The 19,741-nt window shown below is 67.1% G+C and carries 16 protein-coding genes and 1 pseudogene; all 17 read left to right on the forward strand.

Translation table 11 applies throughout. The features are described from left to right. The first annotated feature begins 156 nt into the window (after nt 1–156). Nucleotides 157–657, forward strand: coding sequence for a division/cell wall cluster transcriptional repressor MraZ (locus FG91_RS17725; protein ID WP_037517605.1), 501 nt, complete (start codon nt 157–159; stop codon nt 655–657). Continuing rightward, nucleotides 654–1,625 carry a 16S rRNA (cytosine(1402)-N(4))-methyltransferase RsmH gene (gene rsmH, locus FG91_RS17730; protein ID WP_037517607.1) on the forward strand — a complete coding sequence of 324 codons (972 nt, stop codon included), beginning with the start codon at nt 654–656 and terminating at the stop codon, nt 1,623–1,625. The genes FG91_RS17725 and rsmH overlap by 4 nt, the downstream gene beginning before the upstream one ends. Continuing rightward, on the forward strand, nt 1,619–2,230 hold the full coding sequence (locus tag FG91_RS17735) for a hypothetical protein (protein ID WP_052187840.1): 612 nt from the start codon (nt 1,619–1,621) through the stop codon (nt 2,228–2,230). Before rsmH ends, FG91_RS17735 begins: the two co-directional genes overlap by 7 nt. Then, on the forward strand, nt 2,227–3,915 hold the full coding sequence (locus FG91_RS17740) for a peptidoglycan D,D-transpeptidase FtsI family protein (RefSeq protein WP_037517610.1): 1,689 nt from the start codon (nt 2,227–2,229) through the stop codon (nt 3,913–3,915). Before FG91_RS17735 ends, FG91_RS17740 begins: the two co-directional genes overlap by 4 nt. Next, nucleotides 3,915–5,354, forward strand: a complete 1,440-nt coding sequence (locus FG91_RS17745; RefSeq protein WP_037517612.1) for a UDP-N-acetylmuramoyl-L-alanyl-D-glutamate--2,6-diaminopimelate ligase — start codon at nt 3,915–3,917, stop codon at nt 5,352–5,354. Before FG91_RS17740 ends, FG91_RS17745 begins: the two co-directional genes overlap by 1 nt. Then, a complete protein-coding gene (locus tag FG91_RS17750; protein WP_037517614.1) occupies nt 5,351–6,727 on the forward strand; it encodes a UDP-N-acetylmuramoyl-tripeptide--D-alanyl-D-alanine ligase in 1,377 nt (458 codons plus the stop codon). Before FG91_RS17745 ends, FG91_RS17750 begins: the two co-directional genes overlap by 4 nt. Then, nucleotides 6,727–7,797, forward strand: coding sequence for a phospho-N-acetylmuramoyl-pentapeptide-transferase (mraY, locus tag FG91_RS17755; RefSeq protein ID WP_037517617.1), 1,071 nt, complete (start codon nt 6,727–6,729; stop codon nt 7,795–7,797). The genes FG91_RS17750 and mraY overlap by 1 nt, the downstream gene beginning before the upstream one ends. Continuing rightward, a complete protein-coding gene (gene murD / locus FG91_RS17760) occupies nt 7,794–9,098 on the forward strand; it encodes a UDP-N-acetylmuramoyl-L-alanine--D-glutamate ligase (protein WP_037517620.1) in 1,305 nt (434 codons plus the stop codon). Before mraY ends, murD begins: the two co-directional genes overlap by 4 nt. After that, nucleotides 9,095–10,330 (forward strand): FtsW/RodA/SpoVE family cell cycle protein, encoded by a 1,236-nt coding sequence (locus FG91_RS17765; protein WP_037517622.1) that lies wholly within the window; start codon nt 9,095–9,097, stop codon nt 10,328–10,330. The genes murD and FG91_RS17765 overlap by 4 nt, the downstream gene beginning before the upstream one ends. Further along, nucleotides 10,327–11,511, forward strand: coding sequence for an undecaprenyldiphospho-muramoylpentapeptide beta-N-acetylglucosaminyltransferase (gene murG / locus FG91_RS17770; RefSeq protein WP_037517624.1), 1,185 nt, complete (start codon nt 10,327–10,329; stop codon nt 11,509–11,511). Before FG91_RS17765 ends, murG begins: the two co-directional genes overlap by 4 nt. Next, nucleotides 11,511–12,941: a UDP-N-acetylmuramate--L-alanine ligase gene (gene murC / locus FG91_RS17775; RefSeq protein WP_037517627.1), complete on the forward strand. Its 1,431-nt coding sequence runs from the start codon at nt 11,511–11,513 to the stop codon at nt 12,939–12,941. The genes murG and murC overlap by 1 nt, the downstream gene beginning before the upstream one ends. Next, entirely contained in the window at nt 12,938–13,837 is a 900-nt protein-coding gene (gene murB / locus FG91_RS17780; RefSeq protein WP_037517630.1) for a UDP-N-acetylmuramate dehydrogenase, read from the forward strand. Before murC ends, murB begins: the two co-directional genes overlap by 4 nt. Beyond that, a complete protein-coding gene (locus FG91_RS17785; RefSeq protein WP_037517632.1) occupies nt 13,834–14,760 on the forward strand; it encodes a D-alanine--D-alanine ligase in 927 nt (308 codons plus the stop codon). Before murB ends, FG91_RS17785 begins: the two co-directional genes overlap by 4 nt. Next, complete coding sequence (locus tag FG91_RS17790) at nt 14,757–15,695, forward strand: cell division protein FtsQ/DivIB (protein ID WP_037517634.1); 939 nt, start codon at nt 14,757–14,759, stop codon at nt 15,693–15,695. Before FG91_RS17785 ends, FG91_RS17790 begins: the two co-directional genes overlap by 4 nt. A 3-nt stretch (nt 15,696–15,698) precedes the next feature. Next, nucleotides 15,699–16,955 carry a cell division protein FtsA gene (ftsA, locus tag FG91_RS17795; protein WP_037517636.1) on the forward strand — a complete coding sequence of 419 codons (1,257 nt, stop codon included), beginning with the start codon at nt 15,699–15,701 and terminating at the stop codon, nt 16,953–16,955. A 152-nt stretch (nt 16,956–17,107) separates the two neighbouring features. Beyond that, nucleotides 17,108–18,568 (forward strand): cell division protein FtsZ, encoded by a 1,461-nt coding sequence (ftsZ, locus tag FG91_RS17800; RefSeq protein WP_037517638.1) that lies wholly within the window; start codon nt 17,108–17,110, stop codon nt 18,566–18,568. Nucleotides 18,569–18,628: 60 nt separating this feature from the next. Next, a pseudogene (locus FG91_RS17805) lies at nt 18,629–19,741 on the forward strand (tetratricopeptide repeat protein); the annotation flags it as partial.

A 19,741-nucleotide genomic window follows, 5' to 3' on the forward strand; every position in this document is an offset into this window, starting at 1 on the left:
CTATTTCACCCTAAATTACCCCTTTCCACCCCGATCTTTAGTTGATACTCAGGAATCGGAGAGGGGCATTCTCCACCTGTGCCGAACTAGCTGGAATCATGCGATTCCGGGGACGGGGAAGTTTTGCCCGGTGGCGCGAATACGGGGGGCAGAGCGATGGCGATTGTGACGCCCGGCCAGTATGCGGGCACCAGTTTCGCCGCGATCGATGGCAAGGGGCGCATCGCCGTCCCCTCACAATTCCGCAACAATGTGCCCCTCATTGCGGACGGCCAGCGCGTGCTTTGGGTCGGCTTTCACGAAAAGCTGCCCTGCCTCGTCGCCTATGGCCAGGATCAATATGACCGGCTGAACGGCGAGATCGAACGCGACCGCGAAACCGCGCGGCTGCGCAACCTCGACTTCGACGAGGACAGCGAGTTCAAGAAGCGCTTCAGCTACACCGAGCCCTATACGCTCGACGACAGCGGTCGCTTCCTTCCCAGCTTCATCCACCGCGACCGCGTCGGCGATGCCGGCGCGACCGCTTTTGTGGGCTCGGGCCGCCGCCTCGAAATCTGGTGGCTGCCGACCTTGGCCGAATGTGCCGAGGCCGACCCGGTGCTGCGGCGCCTCGCGGCGTCGTGGGATGCGACAAAAGGGAAGGGGCGCAAGTGACCGACCTTCCGCGCGATCCCCGCCACGATCCGGTCCTCCGTGAAGAAGTCCTCGCCGCACTCGCCATCCAACCCGGTGAACGCCACGTCGATGCGACCTTCGGTGCCGGCGGCTACACGCGTGCGATGCTCGCCGCGGGCGCCGACGTCGTCGCCTGCGACCGTGATCCCGACGCGATTGCCGGAGGGCAGGCGCTGGTAGAAGAGGCTGGCGGCAAGCTGACATTGATCCACGGTCGCTTCAGCGAGATCGACCGGCTGCTCGCCGAGCGCGGGATCGACGCGGTCGACGGCATCACCTTCGACATCGGCGTGTCGTCGATGCAGCTCGACCAGGGCGAGCGCGGTTTCTCGTTCCAGAAGGACGGCCCGCTCGACATGCGCATGGCGCAGGAGGGCGAAAGCGCCGCCGACTGGCTGAACAGTGCCGACGAAACCGAAATCGCCGACGTGCTTTTCCATTATGGCGACGAACGCCAGTCGCGCCGCGTTGCGCGCGCGATCGTCGCGGCGCGTCCGCTGACGCGTACCGGCGAACTCGCGACGGTGATCCGCAAGGCGCTGCGCCATCCGCCGGGCGCGCCCAAGGATCCTTCGACCAAAAGCTTTCAGGCGATCCGCATCCATGTGAACGGCGAGCTCGATGAATTGATCGCCGGCCTCAATGCCGCCGAGCGGCTGCTTCGTCCGGGCGGCCGCCTCGCGGTGGTCAGCTTTCACAGCACCGAGGACCGCATTGTGAAGAACTTCCTGCGCGAACGTAGCGGTGGCGATGCCGCGGGTTCGCGCCACCGGCCCGCGCCGATCCCTCTGGCGCGGGCCGCAACGTTCGAAACCCCGGCGCGCAAAGTGCGCCCGGGCAAGGCCGAAGAGGCGCGCAATCCGCGCGCCCGTTCGGCAACGCTGCGCAGCGCGGTCCGGACCTCGGCTCCGGCGCATTCGACGATGAAGGAGGCGATGTCATGCTGATGGCGGCCCGCAAGCTCCAGGGGATCGGCCTGGTCCTGCTCGTGCTCATCTTCGCGATGATGCTTTATCCCGTGTCGCTGAAAGTCGCGGCGACGCGCAGCGAACTGACGCGCATCGAACGGCAGATCGACCGGACGCGCGACAATATCCGCTATCTCGAATCCGAACTCGCGGTGCGCGCCTCGATGCGTCAGCTCGAACAATGGAATGCCGACACCTTCGGCTATTCGGCGCCCGATGCGGGTCAGTATCTGGCGAGCGAGCGTCAGCTTGCGTCGCTCGACCGCCTGCCGCGGGCCCGCGGCGCCAACGAGGTCGCGCCGGTGCTGATGGCGATGGTGTCGCCCGTCGGCACGCCTGCCGTCAGCGCGCCGAAAGAAAGCCCGGTCGCCGGCAAGCCCGCCGCGGCGAAGCCCTCCGCCAAGCCGGTCGTGCTCGCACAGGCCGACACCGCGATCCGCAGCGATGTGGCACCGCGGATGGCGCCCACGCGCCGCCGCGAACAGCTCAAGATGATCGAGGACCAATTGCTCGCCGAATCGACGCTCGCCGACCTCAAGCGCGCGGCGGCGGCCGAAGCGGCAGGAGGCAAGTCCGGCCGATGAACACGCTGGTCGTCCGCCCAACGAGAGTCCGAACTGCCGGGGTGCGGCAGCAGATATTGCTGACCGCACAACAGCGTTTGATGATCCTGATGCTGCTGTTCATGGCGGCATTTTTCGTTGTGTCGGTGCGGCTGCTCTATTTCGCGCTGTTCGATACCTCGTCGAGCGCCCACGCGGCGACCGCCTTTGTCCCAGCGCGCGCCGACATCGTCGACCGCAACGGCGTGCCGCTCGCGCGCACGATCGACGGCTATTCGATTCGCGTCGTCCCGTCGAAGCTGCTCAACAACCGGCAATATCTCGCGGACGAGCTGCACAAGATTTTCCCCGACACGCCGCGCGAGGAATTGCTCGCAAAGGTCAGCGGGTCGCGCCCGACCTATATCCGCCGCCGCGCGCTGCCCGATCAGGTCGCGGCGGTGAACGCGATCGGCGATGTCGGTTTCGACTTCCCGCGCGAAAAGGAACGCCTCTATCCGCAGCTGACCCTGGCCGCGCATGTGCTCGGCTTCACCAATGCCGAGGGGCATGGCGTCACGGGGGTCGAAGGCGCATTCGACCAGCGGCTGATCGACAAGGCGACGCGCGGCGAGCCGCTCGCGCTGTCGATCGACGCGCGCGTGCAGGGCGTGCTCGAAAGCGAGCTGAGCTCGGCGGTCGCCAACCTCGAGGCGATCGGCGGCGCTGGGATCATTCTCGACGTCCACACCGGCGAAGTCGCGGCGATGACATCGCTCCCGACCTTCAACCCGAACAAGCTGACCGGCAGCGACCCGGCGACGCGCCGCAACGCCGTCACCTATAATCTCTACGAGCTCGGTTCGACCTTCAAGCCGCTGTCGATCGCTGCCGCCATCGACGACGGCACGATCACCAGCATGGCACGCCGTTACGATGCGTCGGCGCCGCTACCGATCGCCGGTTTCCGCATCCGCGACAGCCATCCCGGCCGCTGGTACAATGTGCCCGAGACGCTGATCGAAAGCTCGAACATCGCCACCGCACGTATCGCCGACGAACTCGGGCGCGAGAATCTGGAACGGCTCTTCCGCAACCTCGATTTCGACAAGCGCCCGCAGATCGACCTCAAGGAACGGGCTTTCCCGCTGTGGCCGAAGGACTGGGGCCGCGTGACCACGATGACGACCAGCTATGGCCACGGCATCGCGGTGACCCCGATGCATCTCGCGAGCGCCTATGCCGCGCTCGTCAACGGCGGCATCTATCGTCCCGCGACGCTGATGAAGCTCGGCGACAAGGCGCCGCCGCAGGGCCGCCGCGTGTTCAAGGCGGCGACCAGCGCGCGGATGCGCCAGCTGCTTCGCCTCATCGTTTCGGATGGCACCGGCAAGCAGGCGAACGCGCCGGGCTTCCGCGTCGGGGGTAAGACGGGTTCGGCAGAAAAGCCGGGTGCGGGCGGCTATCGTCGCCATTCGCTCGTCTCGACCTTCTCGGCGGCTTTCCCGATGGACAACCCGCGCTATGTGGTGATCGTGATGATCGACGAGCCGAAGGGGAACGCGTATAGTTCGGGCCAGCGCACTGCAGGCTGGACCGCAGCGCCCGTGGTGCGCAAGGTCGTGACGCGCGCGGGGCCGATGTTGGGCGTTTTCCCCGACGAAAGCCGCGACGTCGATGTCTCCGAGCTCATCCCCTTGCTGCGGAGAAATGAGGAAACGCACTGATGCGTCTCGCCGCGCTGCTCGACGATCAGGGGCGGGGGGGTAGCGATCCCGTCGTTACGGGACTTGCGATCGATCATCGCAAGGTCGCGCCGGGGACGATTTTCGGCGCCTTCGTCGGTGAAAAATTCAACGGCGAGGATTTCATCGCTGCCGCGATCGAAGCGGGCGCCGTCGCGATCGTCGCGCGTCCCGAAGCGCGGGTCGAGGGTGCGGTGCATATCGCCGACGCCAACCCCCGCCGCGCCTTTGCGCATATCGGCGCGCGCTTCTTTCACCGCTTTCCCGCGACCTGCGTCGCGGTAACAGGCACGAACGGGAAGACCTCGACCGTCGAGATGACGCGCCAGCTGTGGCGGATGGCCGGGTTCAACGCCGCATCGATCGGCACGCTTGGCATCACGACCTCGATGGACAGCGCCTCTACGGGGCTGACGACGCCCGATATCGTCACCTTCCTTTCGAACATGTCGGGTCTCGCGGCCGAAGGTATTACGCACGCCGCGTTCGAGGCGTCGAGCCACGGACTCGACCAGTATCGCACCGAGGGTCTGCCGGTGAAGGCGGCCGCATTCACCAACCTCAGCCACGATCATCTCGACTACCACGGCACGATGGAGACCTATCTCGCCGCCAAAATGCGGCTTTTTGACGAAGTGGTCGAGCAGAATGGCGCGGCGGTGATCTGGGCCGATGACGCCTATTCGGCCGAAGTGATCGAAGCGGTGATCGCGCGCGGCGTCCACCTGCTGAGCGTCGGCACGAAGGGCGAAACGCTCCGCCTCGTCTCGCGCGAACCGACGCAACTCGGCCAGTCGCTCGTCATCGCGGCGGGTGACCTCACGCAAAAGGTCGATCTGCCACTGATCGGCGCCTATCAGGTCGCGAATGCGCTCGTATCTGCGGGCCTCGTGATCGCGACCGGCGGCGACGCAGCGCAGACGCTCGGCAATCTCGCGCGGCTGCAGCCGGTGCGCGGCCGCCTCGAGCGCGCGGCGATCACTCGGACGGGCGCGCCCGTCTATGTCGATTATGCGCATACCCCCGACGCGATCGAGGCCGCGCTCGACGCGTTGCGCCCGCACGCGAGCGGCCGCCTGATCCTTGTTTTCGGCGCCGGTGGCGACCGCGACCAGGCGAAGCGCCCTGAAATGGGCAAGGTCGCCGCGGCAAAGGCCGACGTGCTGATCATCACCGACGACAATCCGCGCGGCGAAGATCCCGCCGTCATTCGAGGCGCAATCGCTGCCGCTGCACCTGCCGCGCAGGTCATCGGCGACCGCCGCGCCGCGATTGCCGCCGCGATCGGGGAAGCGCGCGCCGACGACATCGTCTGCATCGCGGGCAAGGGGCACGAACAGGGCCAGATTGTCGGCCGCGGGGACGCCATGCGCGTCATTCCCTTTGACGATGTGACCGTTGCGCGCGAGGAGGCGGCATGAACCCGCTCTGGACCGCGCGCGCCATCGCAACTGCCACGGGCGGGACCGCCAGCGCCGACTTCACCGTGCAGGGCGTCGCCTTCGACTCGCGCGAGGTGACAAAGGGCGACCTCTTCGTCGCGATGAAGGGCGAGGTCGCCGATGGTCACGCCTTCATCGACAAGGCGATTGCCGCGGGCGCCGTCGGCATTGTGTGCGAAACCGCGATCGATCATCCCCACGTCCGCGTCGCCGACAGCGCCGCGGCACTGAACGCGCTCGGCATCGCATCGCGTGCGCGCAGCCATGGCCGGATCATCGGCGTGACCGGCTCGGCGGGCAAGACGGGGACGAAGGAAGCGCTGTTTGCGGCGCTCGACCGCTTCCGCCCGGGCAAGGCCCACCGCTCGGTCAAAAGCTACAACAACCATGTCGGCGTGCCACTCAGCATCGCGCGCATGCCGTCGACCGCCGATTTCGGCGTGTTCGAAATGGGGATGAACCATGCGGGCGAACTCGCCGAACTGACGCGCATGGTGCGCCCGCACGTCGCGATCGTCACCACCATCGCCCCCGCGCATATGGAATATTTTGGCAGCGAAGAGGCCATCGCCGACGCGAAGGGCGAGATTTTCGAAGGGCTCGAACCCGGCGGCACCGCGATCGTCCCGTTCGACAGCCCGCATTATGCAAGGCTGCGCGCCAAGGCGGAACAGCATGCCGCCCATGTCGTGAGCTTCGGCCTCGGCGACGGCGCCGACGTCCGCGCGGTCGACTGGCTTTCGGACGGGAAGGGCGGCTCGCTCGTCACCGCGCAGGTGCAGGATTCGCTCCTCTGCTACACGATCGCGCAGGCGGGGGCGCATTGGGTGTCCAATTCGCTCGCCGTGCTTGCGGCGGTCAAGGCTGTCGGCGGCGCCCTGCCCGCCGCGGGCCTTGCCTTTGCCGAGATGGGCGGCCTCACCGGACGCGGCGCACGCCACCGCGTCGCGGTGCCCGGCGGCCACATCCTCGTCATCGACGAAAGCTACAACGCCAATCCGGCCTCGATGGCCGCGACGGTCACCCAGTTCGGCACCGAATCCGCCGACCGCAAGGTCGCGATTCTCGGCGCGATGAAGGAGCTGGGGCCGGGCGGCGAGGCGTATCACGCGGGTCTCGCGGCTCCGCTCGTCGCGGCGGGGGTGCAATTCGCCCTGCTTGTCGGCGAAGAGATGGCGCCGCTCGCCAAAGCGCTTGAGGGACGCATCGATTTCGAGCATGTGCCCGCCCACTCGGCCGCGGTAGGGCGGCTGAAGGACCTGATCCGTCCGGGCGACGCCGTGCTGGTCAAGGGGTCGAACAGCGTCGGGCTGTCGCATGTCGTGACGGCGCTGACCAACGGGGACTATTGATGCTATATTGGCTGGCGGAATGGCTTGGCTTTCCGGGGGCTCTCAACCTCATTCGCTACCTGAGCTTCCGCTCGGGGGCCGCGGTCGCGACTGCGATGATCCTGGGCCTGTGGATCGGCCCGCGCTTCATCCTGATGCTGCGGATGCGGCAGGGCAAGGGACAGCCGATCCGCGAGGACGGCCCGCAAAGCCACCTCGCCAAAAAGGGCACGCCGACGATGGGTGGGCTGATGATCCTCATTTCGCTGATGATCTCCGCGCTTTTGTGGATGGATCTGTCGAACCGCTTCGTCTGGGCCTGTCTGTTCGTCACCGCGGGTTTCGCCGTCGTCGGCTTTCTCGACGATTTCGACAAGGTGACCAAGGCCAGCCATCGCGGGATTCCGGGGCGCGTGCGGCTGCTGATCGAATTTGCCATCGCCGCAGTCGCGGTGCTGCTGATCGTGTCGCGCACCGGCACGGACCTGTATCTGCCCTTTTTCAGCGGAATCGTCGTCCCGCTCGGGCCGCTCTATTATGTCTTTGCGATGGTGCTGATCGTCGGTTTCGGCAATGCGGTGAACCTCACCGACGGACTCGACGGCCTCGCGACCTTCCCCGTGATCATCGCCAGCCTGACCTTCCTCGTCATCGTCTACCTCTCGGGCAATGTGAAGTTCGCGGGCTATCTCGGCATTCCGCACGTCCCCGGCGCGGGCGAGCTTGCGGTGTTCGCCGCGGCGATCATCGGCGCCTGCCTCGCCTTTCTGTGGTTCAACGCGCCCCCCGCGGCGGTGTTCATGGGCGATACGGGCAGCCTCGCGCTCGGCGGGGCGCTCGCGACAATCGCGGTCACCGCGCAGCATGAACTCGTCCTCGTCCTCGTCGGCGGGCTGTTCGTCGTTGAGGCGCTGTCGGTGATTATTCAGGTCTTCTGGTACAAGCGCACCGGCAAGCGTGTGTTCCGCATGGCGCCGATCCACCATCATTTCGAGCAATTGGGCTGGCCCGAATCGACCGTCGTCATCCGTTTCTGGATCGTCTCGATCGTCCTTGCACTCGCGGGGCTCGCGACCTTGAAACTCCGTTGATCTCCTCGCGCGCCTTTGCCGGTCGCCGCTACGCGGTACTGGGACTGGCGCGCTCGGGCCTCGCGACCGTCGAGGCGCTCGTCGCGAGCGGCGCGGGCGTCACCGCATGGGACGACCGCGAGGAAGCGCGCGACGATGCGATGGCACTCAGCGCCGATATCGGCAATCCGCTCGAGATCGACCTGATCGGCTTTGCCGGTGTCGTCGTGTCGCCCGGCGTGCCGCTCAACCGCCACCCGATCGCCGTGCATGCGCGCGAGGCGCATGTTCCCGTGATCGGCGACATCGAGCTGTTTGCCGAAGCCCGTGACGAATTGCCCGCGCACAAGGTCGTCGGCATCACCGGCACGAACGGCAAGTCGACCGTCACCGCGCTGATCCAGCATATGCTCGAAAGCGCCGGGGTGCCGTCGCTGATGGGCGGCAATATCGGCCTGCCGATCCTGTCGCGTGACCCGCTCCCCGAGGGCGGGGTTTATGTGCTCGAACTGTCGAGCTATCAGATCGACCTTTCGCACAGCCTTGCGTGCGACATCGCGGTGCTCACCAACCTCAGCCCCGACCATCTCGACCGCTACGACGGCTTCGCGGGCTATACGGCATCGAAGGCGCGGCTGTTCGGCCTCCAGCACCGCGATCAGGTCGCGATCGTCGCGGTCGACGACGATCCGTCGAAGATGATCGCGAGCCGCATCAATCACCGCCTCCACCGCGTATCGGCAAAGGATGTCGATCCGGTCGATCAGGCGCGCTGGCCCGCATTGCAGGGGCCGCACAATGCCCAGAACGCCGTGTGCGCGATCGCCGTGTGCCGCGTGCTGGGGCTGAACGACGAACAGATCGAACGCGGCCTCGCGACGTACAAATCGCTGCCGCATCGTATGGAATTGGTCGGCGAAGTCGGGGGGGTCAGCTGGTTCAATGACAGCAAGGCTACCAATGCGGCTTCCGCTGCACCGGCGCTGGCGGCTTTCCCGCCAGCGCCGGACCAGCGTTTGCACTGGATTGCGGGCGGCAAGGCCAAAGGCGACGGCCTCGCGGCGTGCCGTCCGTGGTTCGGCCATGTCAAACGCGCCTATCTGATCGGCGAGGCGATGGAGCCGTTCGCGGCCGAGATCGGCGATGCGATTCCGGTCGAACGGTCGGGCGACATGGCGACGGCGGTGAAACAAGCCGCGGCGGCGGCGAAACCCGGCGATATCGTCCTGCTCTCGCCGGCGTGTGCGTCGTTCGACCAGTTCAGGGATTATGAGCAGCGCGGCGATGCGTTTCGCGCCGCCGTTCAGGCGCTCGGGGCATGAGCGGGGGAGACAATATGGAGAGCGCGACCGAAAGGCCGGTGATCGCCGCCACGCGCACCACGAAACGCCGCGGACCGCGCCTCAGCCGCGCCGACCGCACCCCGCTCGGCCTCTGGTTCTGGGAAATCGATCGCGTGCTGTTGCTGCTCGTGTCGATTCTCGTTGCGGTCGGGCTGGTCGCAGTGGCCGCGGCGTCGCCCGTCGCGGCGCAGAAACTGTCGACTTCGACCGCGTCGCTCGACCCGCTCTATTATTTCTATCGCCAGCTGATGTGGGTGATCGTCGGCGTGCCGGTGATGCTGATGGTGTCGATGCTGCCCAAGCCGCAGGCGCGGCGCTTCGCCATCTATGGCACGATCGCCTTCCTCGTCCTCCTCTTCCTCGTGCCGCTCGTCGGCACGTCGGTGAACGGTGCGCAGCGATGGATCGGCAGCGGGGTGTTCCGCCTCCAGCCGTCGGAATTCCTCAAACCCTTCTTCGCCGTGTCGCTCGCGTGGGTGTTGTCGCTGCGGCTGCACGATCAGAGCCTGCCCGTCGTGCCGCTCGCACTCGCGCTCACCGGCGTCATCGCGCTGCTGCTGATGGGCCAGCCCGATCTGGGGCAAACGGTCATCTTCGTCGCGACCTGGCTGGTGCTGGTGATGGTCGCGGGGCTGTCGATGCGCATCCTAGCCGGTTTGGCGGGAGCGGGGGTCGTCGGGCTCGTGCTCGCCTATTTCTTCTATCCCGTCGCGCAGCAGCGCATCAACATCTGGCTCTTTGCCGAGGGTGACAGCTTCCAGGTCGACAAGGCGCATGCGACGCTCACCGCGGGCGGGCTGATCGGCACCGGCCCCGGCGCGGGGCTTGCGAAGTTCCAGCTGCCCGAAGCGCACACCGACTATATCTTCTCGGTCATCGGCGAGGAGTTCGGGATGATCGCGTGCATCGCGATCGCCGTCCTCTATCTCGCGATCATCGTGCGCGTCCTCGTCCGCCTGCTCGACGAGGAAGACAGCTTCCTGATCCTCGCGGTCGCGGGCCTGATCGCGCAGTTCGGCGGGCAGGCGGTGATCAACATGGCGGTGAACACGCAGATCTTCCCGTCGAAGGGGATGACGCTGCCGTTCATCAGCTATGGCGGCTCGTCGTTCATCGCTTTGTCGATCGGCATGGGTTTGCTCTTGTCGCTGACCCGCCGGAACCCCTATGCGGCACGGGTGTCGATGACCCGAAACTGGAACAAGAAATGACCGCAACGCGCCACTTCCTTCTCGCCGCCGGCGGGACGGGAGGACATATGCTGCCCGCCTACGCTCTCGCGGGCGAACTGATTTCGCGCGGACACCGCGTCGCGCTGGTCAGCGACGACCGCGGGCTCAAGATTCCGGGCGCGCCCGCCGAGATGGAAACGCACGTCCTGCCCGCGGGCCGGGTATCGGGCGGCCCCGTCGGCTGGCTGAAGGCCGCACTCGCGATCCGAAAGGGGCGGCGCATGGCGATCGACCTGATCCGCGAGTTCGATCCCGCTGTCGTTGTCGGCTTTGGCGGCTATCCCTCGCTGCCCAGCCTGCTCGCCGCGGGCGCGATGAAGCGGCCGCGCGTGCTCCATGAGCAGAATGCCGTGCTCGGCCGCGTCAACCGGATGATGGCGCCGCGCGTCGATGCGGTGGCGGTCGCCTATCACAACATCCAGCGCTATCCCGCGGGGCATGAGCTGAAGAAGCATATCACCGGCAATCCGGTGCGCGACGAGATCATCGCGATCCGCGACGACGGCTTCCCGCCGCTGCCCGAAGATGGCATCTTTCGCCTGCTCGTCGTCGGCGGCAGTTTGGGCGCAACGGTGCTCAGCGAAGTCGTGCCCGCGGCGATCGCGATGCTGCCGCGCGCGTTGCTCGACCGGCTGCAGGTCGTCCAGCAGTGCCGCGAAGACGATATCGAAGCGGTGCGCGCCAAATATGCCGAGCTGGGCGTCGCCGCCGAATGCGCTTCCTACATCAAGGATTTCCCCGAACGGCTGCGCTGGGCGCATATGGTGATCGCGCGCGCGGGCGCCTCGACCGTCGCCGAACTCGCCTGTGCCGGGCGCCCGGCGATCTTCGTGCCCTATCCGCACGCGATGGACGATCATCAGACCTATAATGTCGTCGACCTCGTGGAAGCGGGCGGGGCGATCGCGTTTCAGCAGCCGGCCTTCACCCCGGCCGAGGTCGCGAAGCATATCCAGCGCATGGCGCTCGAACCCGGCGCGCTCGAAACGGCGGCCGAGCGTGCGGCGAGCTGCGGGCTTCCCGATGCGACGCGCGATCTTGCCGACCTCGTCGAATCGCTCGTCGCGCCGCCGATGATGGACGTGATCCGCGTCGGAGCGCCTTCGGGCCAGCGTGCGGCCGCAAGCGGCATGGCCTCCGCCCGCACGGGAGATAAATGATGCGCGGCGTTGCGACCGACATCGGCACCATCCACTTCATCGGCATCGGCGGCATCGGCATGTCGGGGATTGCCGAGGTGATGCACAATCTCGGCTATCAGGTGCAGGGCAGCGACATCGCCGATGGCTATGTCATCGAGGGTCTGCGCAAGCGCGGCATCAAGGTCGCGATCGGGCATGAGGCGTCGAACGTCGACGGGGTCGCGGTCGTCGTGACCTCGACCGCGGTCAAGCGCGGCAACCCCGAAGTCGAGGCGGCGCTCGCCGGGCGCATACCGCTCGTCCGCCGCGCCGAAATGCTCGCCGAGCTCATGCGCCTGAAATCGACCGTCGCGATCGCGGGCACGCATGGCAAGACGACGACGACCAGCCTCGTCGCGGCGCTGCTCGACGCCGGCGGGATCGACCCGACCGTGATCAACGGCGGCATCATCAACAATTATGGCTCGAACGCGCGCCTCGGCGCCAGCGACTGGATGGTCGTCGAGGCCGACGAGAGCGACGGCAGCTTCCTGCGCCTCGACGGCACGATCGCGGTCGTCACCAACATCGATCCCGAACATCTCGACCATTATGGCAGCTTCGACGCGATCAAGGACGCCTTCGTCGAATTTATCGAGAACGTGCCCTTCTATGGTGCCGCGATGCTCTGCCTCGACCATCCCGAGGTGCAGGCGATCATCCCGCGCATCCGCGACCGCCGCATCATCACCTATGGCTTTTCGGCGCAAGCGGACGTGCGCGGCACCAATGTTGTGCCTGGCCCCGACGGCAACCGCTTCGACGTCGTCGTGCGCGACCGCGACGGGAACAGCCGGACGATCGAGGGCATTCATTTGCCGATGTCGGGCCGCCACAATGTCCAGAACTCGCTGGCGGCGATTGCGGTCGCGCTCCACATGGGTGTTTCGGACGACAAGATCGTGTCGGGCTTCCACGGCTTTGCCGGGGTCAAGCGCCGCTTCACCAAGGTCGGCGAGATTGCGGCGGGCGAGGGCATCGTCACAGTGATCGACGATTACGCGCACCATCCGGTCGAAATCCGCGCTGTCCTCTCGGCTGCGCGCGAGGGCGTCGGCGCGGGCCGCGTCGTCGCCGTCGTCCAGCCGCACCGCTTCACGCGCCTGCGCGACCATATGGACGATTTCCAGCAGGCGTTTAACGACGCCGATATCGTGCTCGCGCTGCCCGTCTATGCCGCCGGCGAAAGCCCGATCGACGGTGTGTCGTCAGATACGCTCGTCGCGGGGCTGCGCGATCGCGGGCATCGTCAGGCGAATGTCGTCGCCGACGCCGGCGCGCTCGCATCCGCCATCGCTGCGAGCATCGCCGCGGGTGACCTCGGCGCGGGCGACAAGATCATCTGCCTCGGCGCGGGTGACATCACCAAGATGGCGGCGGGCCTCGCCGCTGCGGTGGAGGGGGCATGAGCGCCGTCGCAACCCTTCCCACGGTGCGCGGCAAGCTGACGGCCAAGGCGCCGCTCGCGCCGCTCGTCTGGTTCAAGTCGGGCGGCCCCGCCGACTGGCTGTTCGAGCCCAGGGACGCCGACGACCTCGCCGATTTCCTGCGCGATCTCGATCCCGCCGTTCCGGTAATGGCGCTCGGGCTCGGATCGAATCTCATCGTCCGCGACGGCGGCTTTCCGGGTGTCGTCGTCCGGCTCGGCAAAGCGTTCGCCAAGGTCGAAGCGCTCGACGCCACGACGCTGCGTTGCGGCGGCGGTGCTTCTGGCATTCTCGTTTCCTCGACCGCTCGCGATGCGGGCATCGCCGGGATGGAATTCCTGCGCTCGATCCCCGGCACCGTCGGCGGCTTCGTGCGCATGAACGGCGGTGCCTATGGCGGCGAGGTCAAGGATATCCTGATCGACTGCGACGTCGTGCTGCGTTCGGGCGAGCAGAAGACGCTGCCGCTCGCGGACCTCGGCTATACCTATCGCCACAGCGAATTGCCTGAAGGCGCGGTCGTGACCGGTGCGACCTTTCGCGGCCAGCACGGCGAACCCGCCGCCATTCAGGCCGAAATGGACCGCATCTCGGCGAGCCGCGAAGCCTCGCAGCCGCTGCGCTCGAAGACCGGCGGTTCGACCTTCAAGAACCCCGACGGGCACAAGGCTTGGCAGCTCGTCGACGACGCGGGCTGCCGCGGTTTCGCGGTCGGCGGCGCGCAGGTCAGCGAGAAGCACACCAATTTCCTCATCAACACGGGTGAGGCCACGAGCGCCGATATCGAGGCGTTGGGCGAGGAAGTCCGCCGCCGCGTGAAGGACAAGAGCGGCGTCGAACTGCAATGGGAGATACAGCGCGTGGGAGTGGCGAAGTGAGCCGGGGTCCGTGGCATGTCGCCGTCCTGATGGGCGGCTGGTCGGCCGAGCGCGAGGTGTCGCTGATGAGCGGCAACGGCGTTGCCGACGCGCTGGAGTCGCGCGGGCATAAGGTCACGCGCATCGACATGGACCGCGACGTCGCTTTGCGCCTCGCCGAGGCGAAGCCCGACGTTGTGTTCAACGCGCTCCACGGCGTTCCGGGTGAAGACGGCACCGTGCAGGGCATGCTCGACCTGATGGGTCTCAGATATACCCACAGCGGTCTCGTCACCTCGGTGATCGCGATCGACAAGGAATTGACGAAGCAGGCGCTGGTGCCGCATGGTATTCCCATGCCGACGGGGACGATGGTCGACAGCGAAAGCCTCTTTACAGTCGACCCCTTGCCGCGCCCCTATGTGCTGAAGCCCGTCAACGAGGGCTCGTCGGTCGGCGTCGCGATCGTCAAGGACGACAGCAATTACGGCAACCCGATCGCGCGCGAAGCCGTAGGGCCTTGGCAGGAATTCGACCGGTTGCTCGCCGAGCCCTTTATCAAGGGCCGCGAACTGACCGTCGCGGTGCTCGCCGATCAGGCGCTCGCGGTCACCGAACTGCGCGTCAAATCGGGCTTCTACGACTATGACGCCAAATATACCGACGGGCTGACCGAACATGTCTGCCCCGCCGACGTGCCCGACGACGTTGCGCAGCGGATGAAGGATCTGGCACTGCAATCGCACCGGCTGCTCGGCTGCAAGGGCGCCTCGCGCTCCGATTTCCGCTGGGACGACGAACATGGTCTCGCGGGCATCTTCCTGCTCGAGGTCAACACCCAGCCGGGAATGACGGCGCTCAGCCTCGTGCCTGAACAGGGGCGCGCCGTCGGCATGGATTATGCCGAACTCGTCGAACGCATCGTGGGGGAAGCGTTATCATGAGCAAGACACAGATCAAGCGTGGGAAGGCGCCGCCGCGCCGACCGGCGCGCGCGCCGAAGAAGCGGCGGAAGGTCCAGACATCGCGCCTCAACGCGATCATCAACGCGCTGCCGATCAGCCCGCAGCGGCTGCAGAAGGTCGCGAACTGGACGATCGGTCTCAGCCTGTGCGCCGTCGTCGCGATCGGTGCGCATGCCACCGGCGTCACCGCGAAGATTCACGAGGAATATGCGCAGGCCGTCGGCCGCGCGGGTTTTCAGGTGAAGAAGGTCGAGGTGGTCGGTGCCGACCGCATCGACCGGCTCAAAGTCTATGACATCGCGCTCGCGCAGAAGGACCGCTCGATGGCGGCGGTCGACCTCGAGGACGTGCGCGGCGACCTGATGCGCTATGGCTGGATCAAGGATGCGCGCGTGTCGCGGCGCCTGCCCGACACGCTCGTCGTCGACATCGTCGAGCGCACCCCGGCGGCGATCTGGCAGCATAACAACCGCCTGTCGCTGATCGACGAAAAGGGCGTCGTGCTCGAACCCGTCACCGTCGCGACGATGCCCGACCTGCCGCTCGTCATCGGACCGAAGGCGAACCAGCGCTCGCAGGACCTCGACCGCTTGCTGACCGAGGCGAGCAGCCTCAAGGAATTGCTCGCGGGTGCGACGTGGGTCGGCAACCGCCGCTGGGACCTGCGTTTCCGCAGCGGCGAGACGCTGTCGCTTCCCGAAGGCGAAGCCGAAGCCAAGGCGGCGCTCGCCAAATTCGCGCATATGGACGGCGCCAACCGCCTGCTCGGGCGCGGCATATTGCGCTTCGACATGCGCGACCCCGCGCGCTTCGTGCTGCGCCTGCCGCACGAAGGGCAGGTGGCGCCCGCGAAGCTCGACGATGCGCGCGCCGTGGTCGATGCGGTCGCCCAAGCCTCGGCGGAGAAGGGGTAAGCCATGGCGCCGCCGCGCATCGAAAAGATCATCACCGCGCTCGATGTCGGGTCGTGGAAGGTCTGCGCGCTGATCGCGGGGCAGACCGCCGACGGCCAGCTGCACGTGCTCGGCACCGGCCAGCGCGAGAGCCGCGGGGTCCAGCGCGGCTATGTCGCCGACATGGAACAGACCGAGCATATCGTGCGCGAGGCGATCGAACAGGCCGAACGCATCGCGGGGCTCAACATCGACGATGTCTGGGTCAGCTTCTCGGCTGGCGGGCTTTTGAGCGACGTCGCGCCGATCGAAAGCGAACTCGGCGGCCACCGCATCGAACAGGAGGATATCGACGACCTGCTTGCCGCGGGCCGCGCCGGTATCGACCCCGAAGGCCGCATGATCCTCCACGCGCAGCCCGCGCTCTATACGCTCGACGGGCTCAACGGCGTGAAGAACCCGATCGGGCTCCACGCCGACCGGCTGGGCGTCGATATCCACATCATCATGGCCGACGGCGCGCCGGTGCGGAACCTAGAGGCCGCGGTCCGCCAGGCGCATCTCGACGTCAACGCCGTCGCGGCCTCGCCGATCGCGGCGGGGCTCGCCTGCCTCTCGGACGAGGAGCGCGACCTTGGCGTCGCGCTCGTCGAACTCGGCGCGGCGGTGACGACGGTGTCGCTCTATGCTGGCGGCATGCTCGTCGAAATGGTGTCGCTGCCCTTCGGCGCCAGCGACATCACCGACGACATCGCCTCGGCCTTTGGCATTCGCCGCAGCCAGGCGCAGCGGCTGCAGAGCTTCTACGGTTCGGCCTCGGCCAGCCCGCGCGACAATAATGAGATCATCGAGCTGGAGCCCGGCGCCCCGACGAACGGCGACTCCCCGCGCATCACGCGTGCGCAATTGGTGTCGGTGATCCGCCAGCGGCTCGACGCGATGATGGGCGAGATCGGCCGGACGCTCAAAGACCTGCATTTCGTCGGTCCGATCGGGCGTCAGGTCGTACTTGTCGGCGGCGGCGCCGACCTGAAAGGCATCGCCGACTACACGCAAAGCGCGCTCGGGCGTGCCGCGCGCGTCGGGCGACCGCGCGGCTTGCACGGACTGCCCGATGCGCATAGTGGCCCCGCTTTCGCGACGCTCGCAGGTCTGGTTCTCTATGCCGCATCGGACCCCGTCGATCTTCGCGACCTGCCGATGATGGCACAGGATGTGTACAAGCCGGCGGGGACTTCGATCCTTCATCGTCTCATGGCGGCACTTAAGAGCAGTTTTTGAATGATACGCGACGAAAAGGTTAATTTTTTGGGTGATTCCCACGTCACAATAGTGCAATGCGGGTGCAGAAAACCGGGCGGATGGACACCCGCCCGGTCGGGTCGCAAGGTTGGGGAAGCGGCACCTGTCCGCCGCTGCAGGGAGACTTTTTGATGAGCATCAATATTGGCCCGCCGCAGGTCGACGAGCTGAAGCCGCGCATCGCGGTGATCGGCGTCGGCGGCGCGGGCGGCAATGCCATCGCAAACATGATCGCCGCACGTGTCGAGGGCGTCGATTTCATCGTCGCCAACACCGACGCGCAGGCGCTCAACGCTTCGCCGGCCGAACGGCGCATCCAGCTGGGGACGCAGATCACCCAGGGGCTGGGCGCGGGTTCGCGGCCCGAGGTCGGCCGTGCGGCCGCCGAGGAAAGCATCATCCAGGTCGAAGAGGCGCTGAACGGCGCGCATATGTGCTTCGTCGCGGCGGGCATGGGCGGGGGCACCGGCACCGGTGCGGCGCCCGTGATCGCCAAGGCGGCGCGCGACCGCGGCATCCTGACCGTCGGCGTCGTGACCAAGCCCTTCACCTTCGAAGGCGCGCGCCGCATGCGTTCGGCGGACTCGGGCATTGCCGAGCTGCAGGATCATGTCGACACGCTGATCGTCATTCCGAACCAGAACCTGTTCCTGGTCGCCAACCCCAACACGACCTTCAAAGAAGCCTTCACCATGGCGGATGAAGTGCTCCAGCAGGGCGTGCGCGGCATCACCGACCTGATGGTCATGCCCGGCCTGATCAACCTCGACTTCGCCGACGTGCGCAGCGTGATGCGCGAAATGGGCAAGGCGATGATGGGCACCGGCGAAGCCGAAGGCGACGGCCGCGCATTGGAAGCCGCGCAAAAGGCGATCGCCAACCCGCTGCTCGACGGCGTGTCGATGGCGGGCGCAAAGGGCGTCATCATCTCGATCACCGGCGGCGAGGACATGCGCCTGATGGAAGTCGACGAAGCCGCGAACCATATCCGCGAGCTGGTCGATCCCGACGCCAACATCATCTGGGGCAGCGCGTTCAACGACAACCTCGACGGCAAGATCCGCGTGTCGGTCGTCGCCACCGGCATCGACAGCAACGGCGAAACGGCGGCGCAGGCATCGCCCGCGACGCGCAGCTTCTCCTTCGCTCCCGCGCGCGCAGCGGCTCCCGCGCCGGTGGTCGAAGAGACGGTCGAGCCGGCGGTTCAGGAAGAAGTCCTCTCCGAGGCAGCGTCGGTGGAAGACGCGGATCCGGCCCCCGGCTTCTCGCTGGGCGACACGGCCGAGCGCGATGCTCCGGCAGCCGTTGCCGAAGAAGAGCCGATGGAATTGTCGCAGGTCGCCGCGAGCTATGACGATACCGCCGACGAACTCGTGCTCGACGCGCCCGAAGCGCCGGCCGAATATCGCGCGGCACCTGCCGCGGATCCGACGCCGGCGGACGAATCGCCCGCGCGGTCGGTCGGTGGCGGAACCTTGTTCGAGCGCATGTCGCGCTTGTCGCGCGGGGCTTCGGCGCCCGATAGCGATGATAGCGGCAAGGAGGACGGAGTCGATATTCCGCGCTTCCTCGGGCGGCAAAACAACCAGTAACAGGGCTATCGAGGGGCCGCCCGCCGGGCACGGCGGGCCGGAAATCGGGATGAGTTGCCCATGCGGCAAGCGAAATTGACGGCGAAGCCGGCGCGCGCACGGCGGATCGTCGGCGCGCTCGGTGCGCTGCTGTTTGGAACGGCCGCGCTGTCGTCCGTTCATGCGCAGGTGACTCCGCCCGATCCCGCGACCAAGGCGGCGATGGAAAAGCGGACCGCGGCGCGTGCGCTCCTGTCCTCCTCACTCGCGCGCATCGCGTCGAACAACAGCGACACGTCCGCGCTGCTCAATGCCGGCCGCGCGTCGATCGAGCTGGAGGATTATCGCGCCGCGCTCGGCTTCCTTGTCCGCGCCGAACAGGCGAGCCCGCGCGACGGCGCGGTCAAGGCCGCACTCGGTTCGGCGGTGGTCCATATGGAAAATCCGACGCGCGCGCTCGACTATTTCGGCGAAGCGCAGTTGATGGGCGCGCCCGAGCGGCTGTTCCTCGCCGACCGCGGCCTCGCGCGCGATTTGCTGGGACAGCAGGACGCGGCGCAGCGCGATTACCAGCTCGCGCTGTCGATCGCGCCCAACGACGAACTGACGCGGCGCTATGCGCTGTCGCTCGGGATCAGCGGCGATGCCGATCGCGCGATAGCGTTGCTGACGCCGCAATTGCGCGCGCAGGACCGCGGCGCCTGGCGCCTGCGCGCGATGATCCTCGCGATGAACGGCCGCGACAAGGAAGCGACCGACATCGTCAACGCGACGATGCCGCCCGCGATGGCGCAGAACATCATGCCCTATCTGACCCAGATGGACCGGCTCAATCCCGCGCAACAGGCGGCGGCCGCCCACTTCGGGCGCTTCCCTAACGGGCAATTGGGACCAAAGCGCAAGCCGGTGCAGGTTGCCGCCGCCACGCCGCCGTCCGCCGCCCCGCCGGCTGCAGCGACGGGCAAGCGTCAGGCGACGGGCGACCAGCGGCGAACCACCATGTCGGCGACGCCCGCGCCGTCAGGCCGCAACCCCGTTTCGGAACCGGCCCCCCGGCCGGCCGCCGCAACGCCCGCCGCGGCTGTGTCCGCGCCTGCGAAGTCGACACCGCCCGGTTCGTCCGCCCCGGTGCTGCGTTCGCCGTTTCAGCAGACCATTCGTAAGCCAATCGAAACACCGACCCCGACCCCGGCC

Source organism: Sphingopyxis sp. LC81 (genome assembly GCF_000756375.1).
Lineage (GTDB): Bacteria > Pseudomonadota > Alphaproteobacteria > Sphingomonadales > Sphingomonadaceae > Sphingopyxis.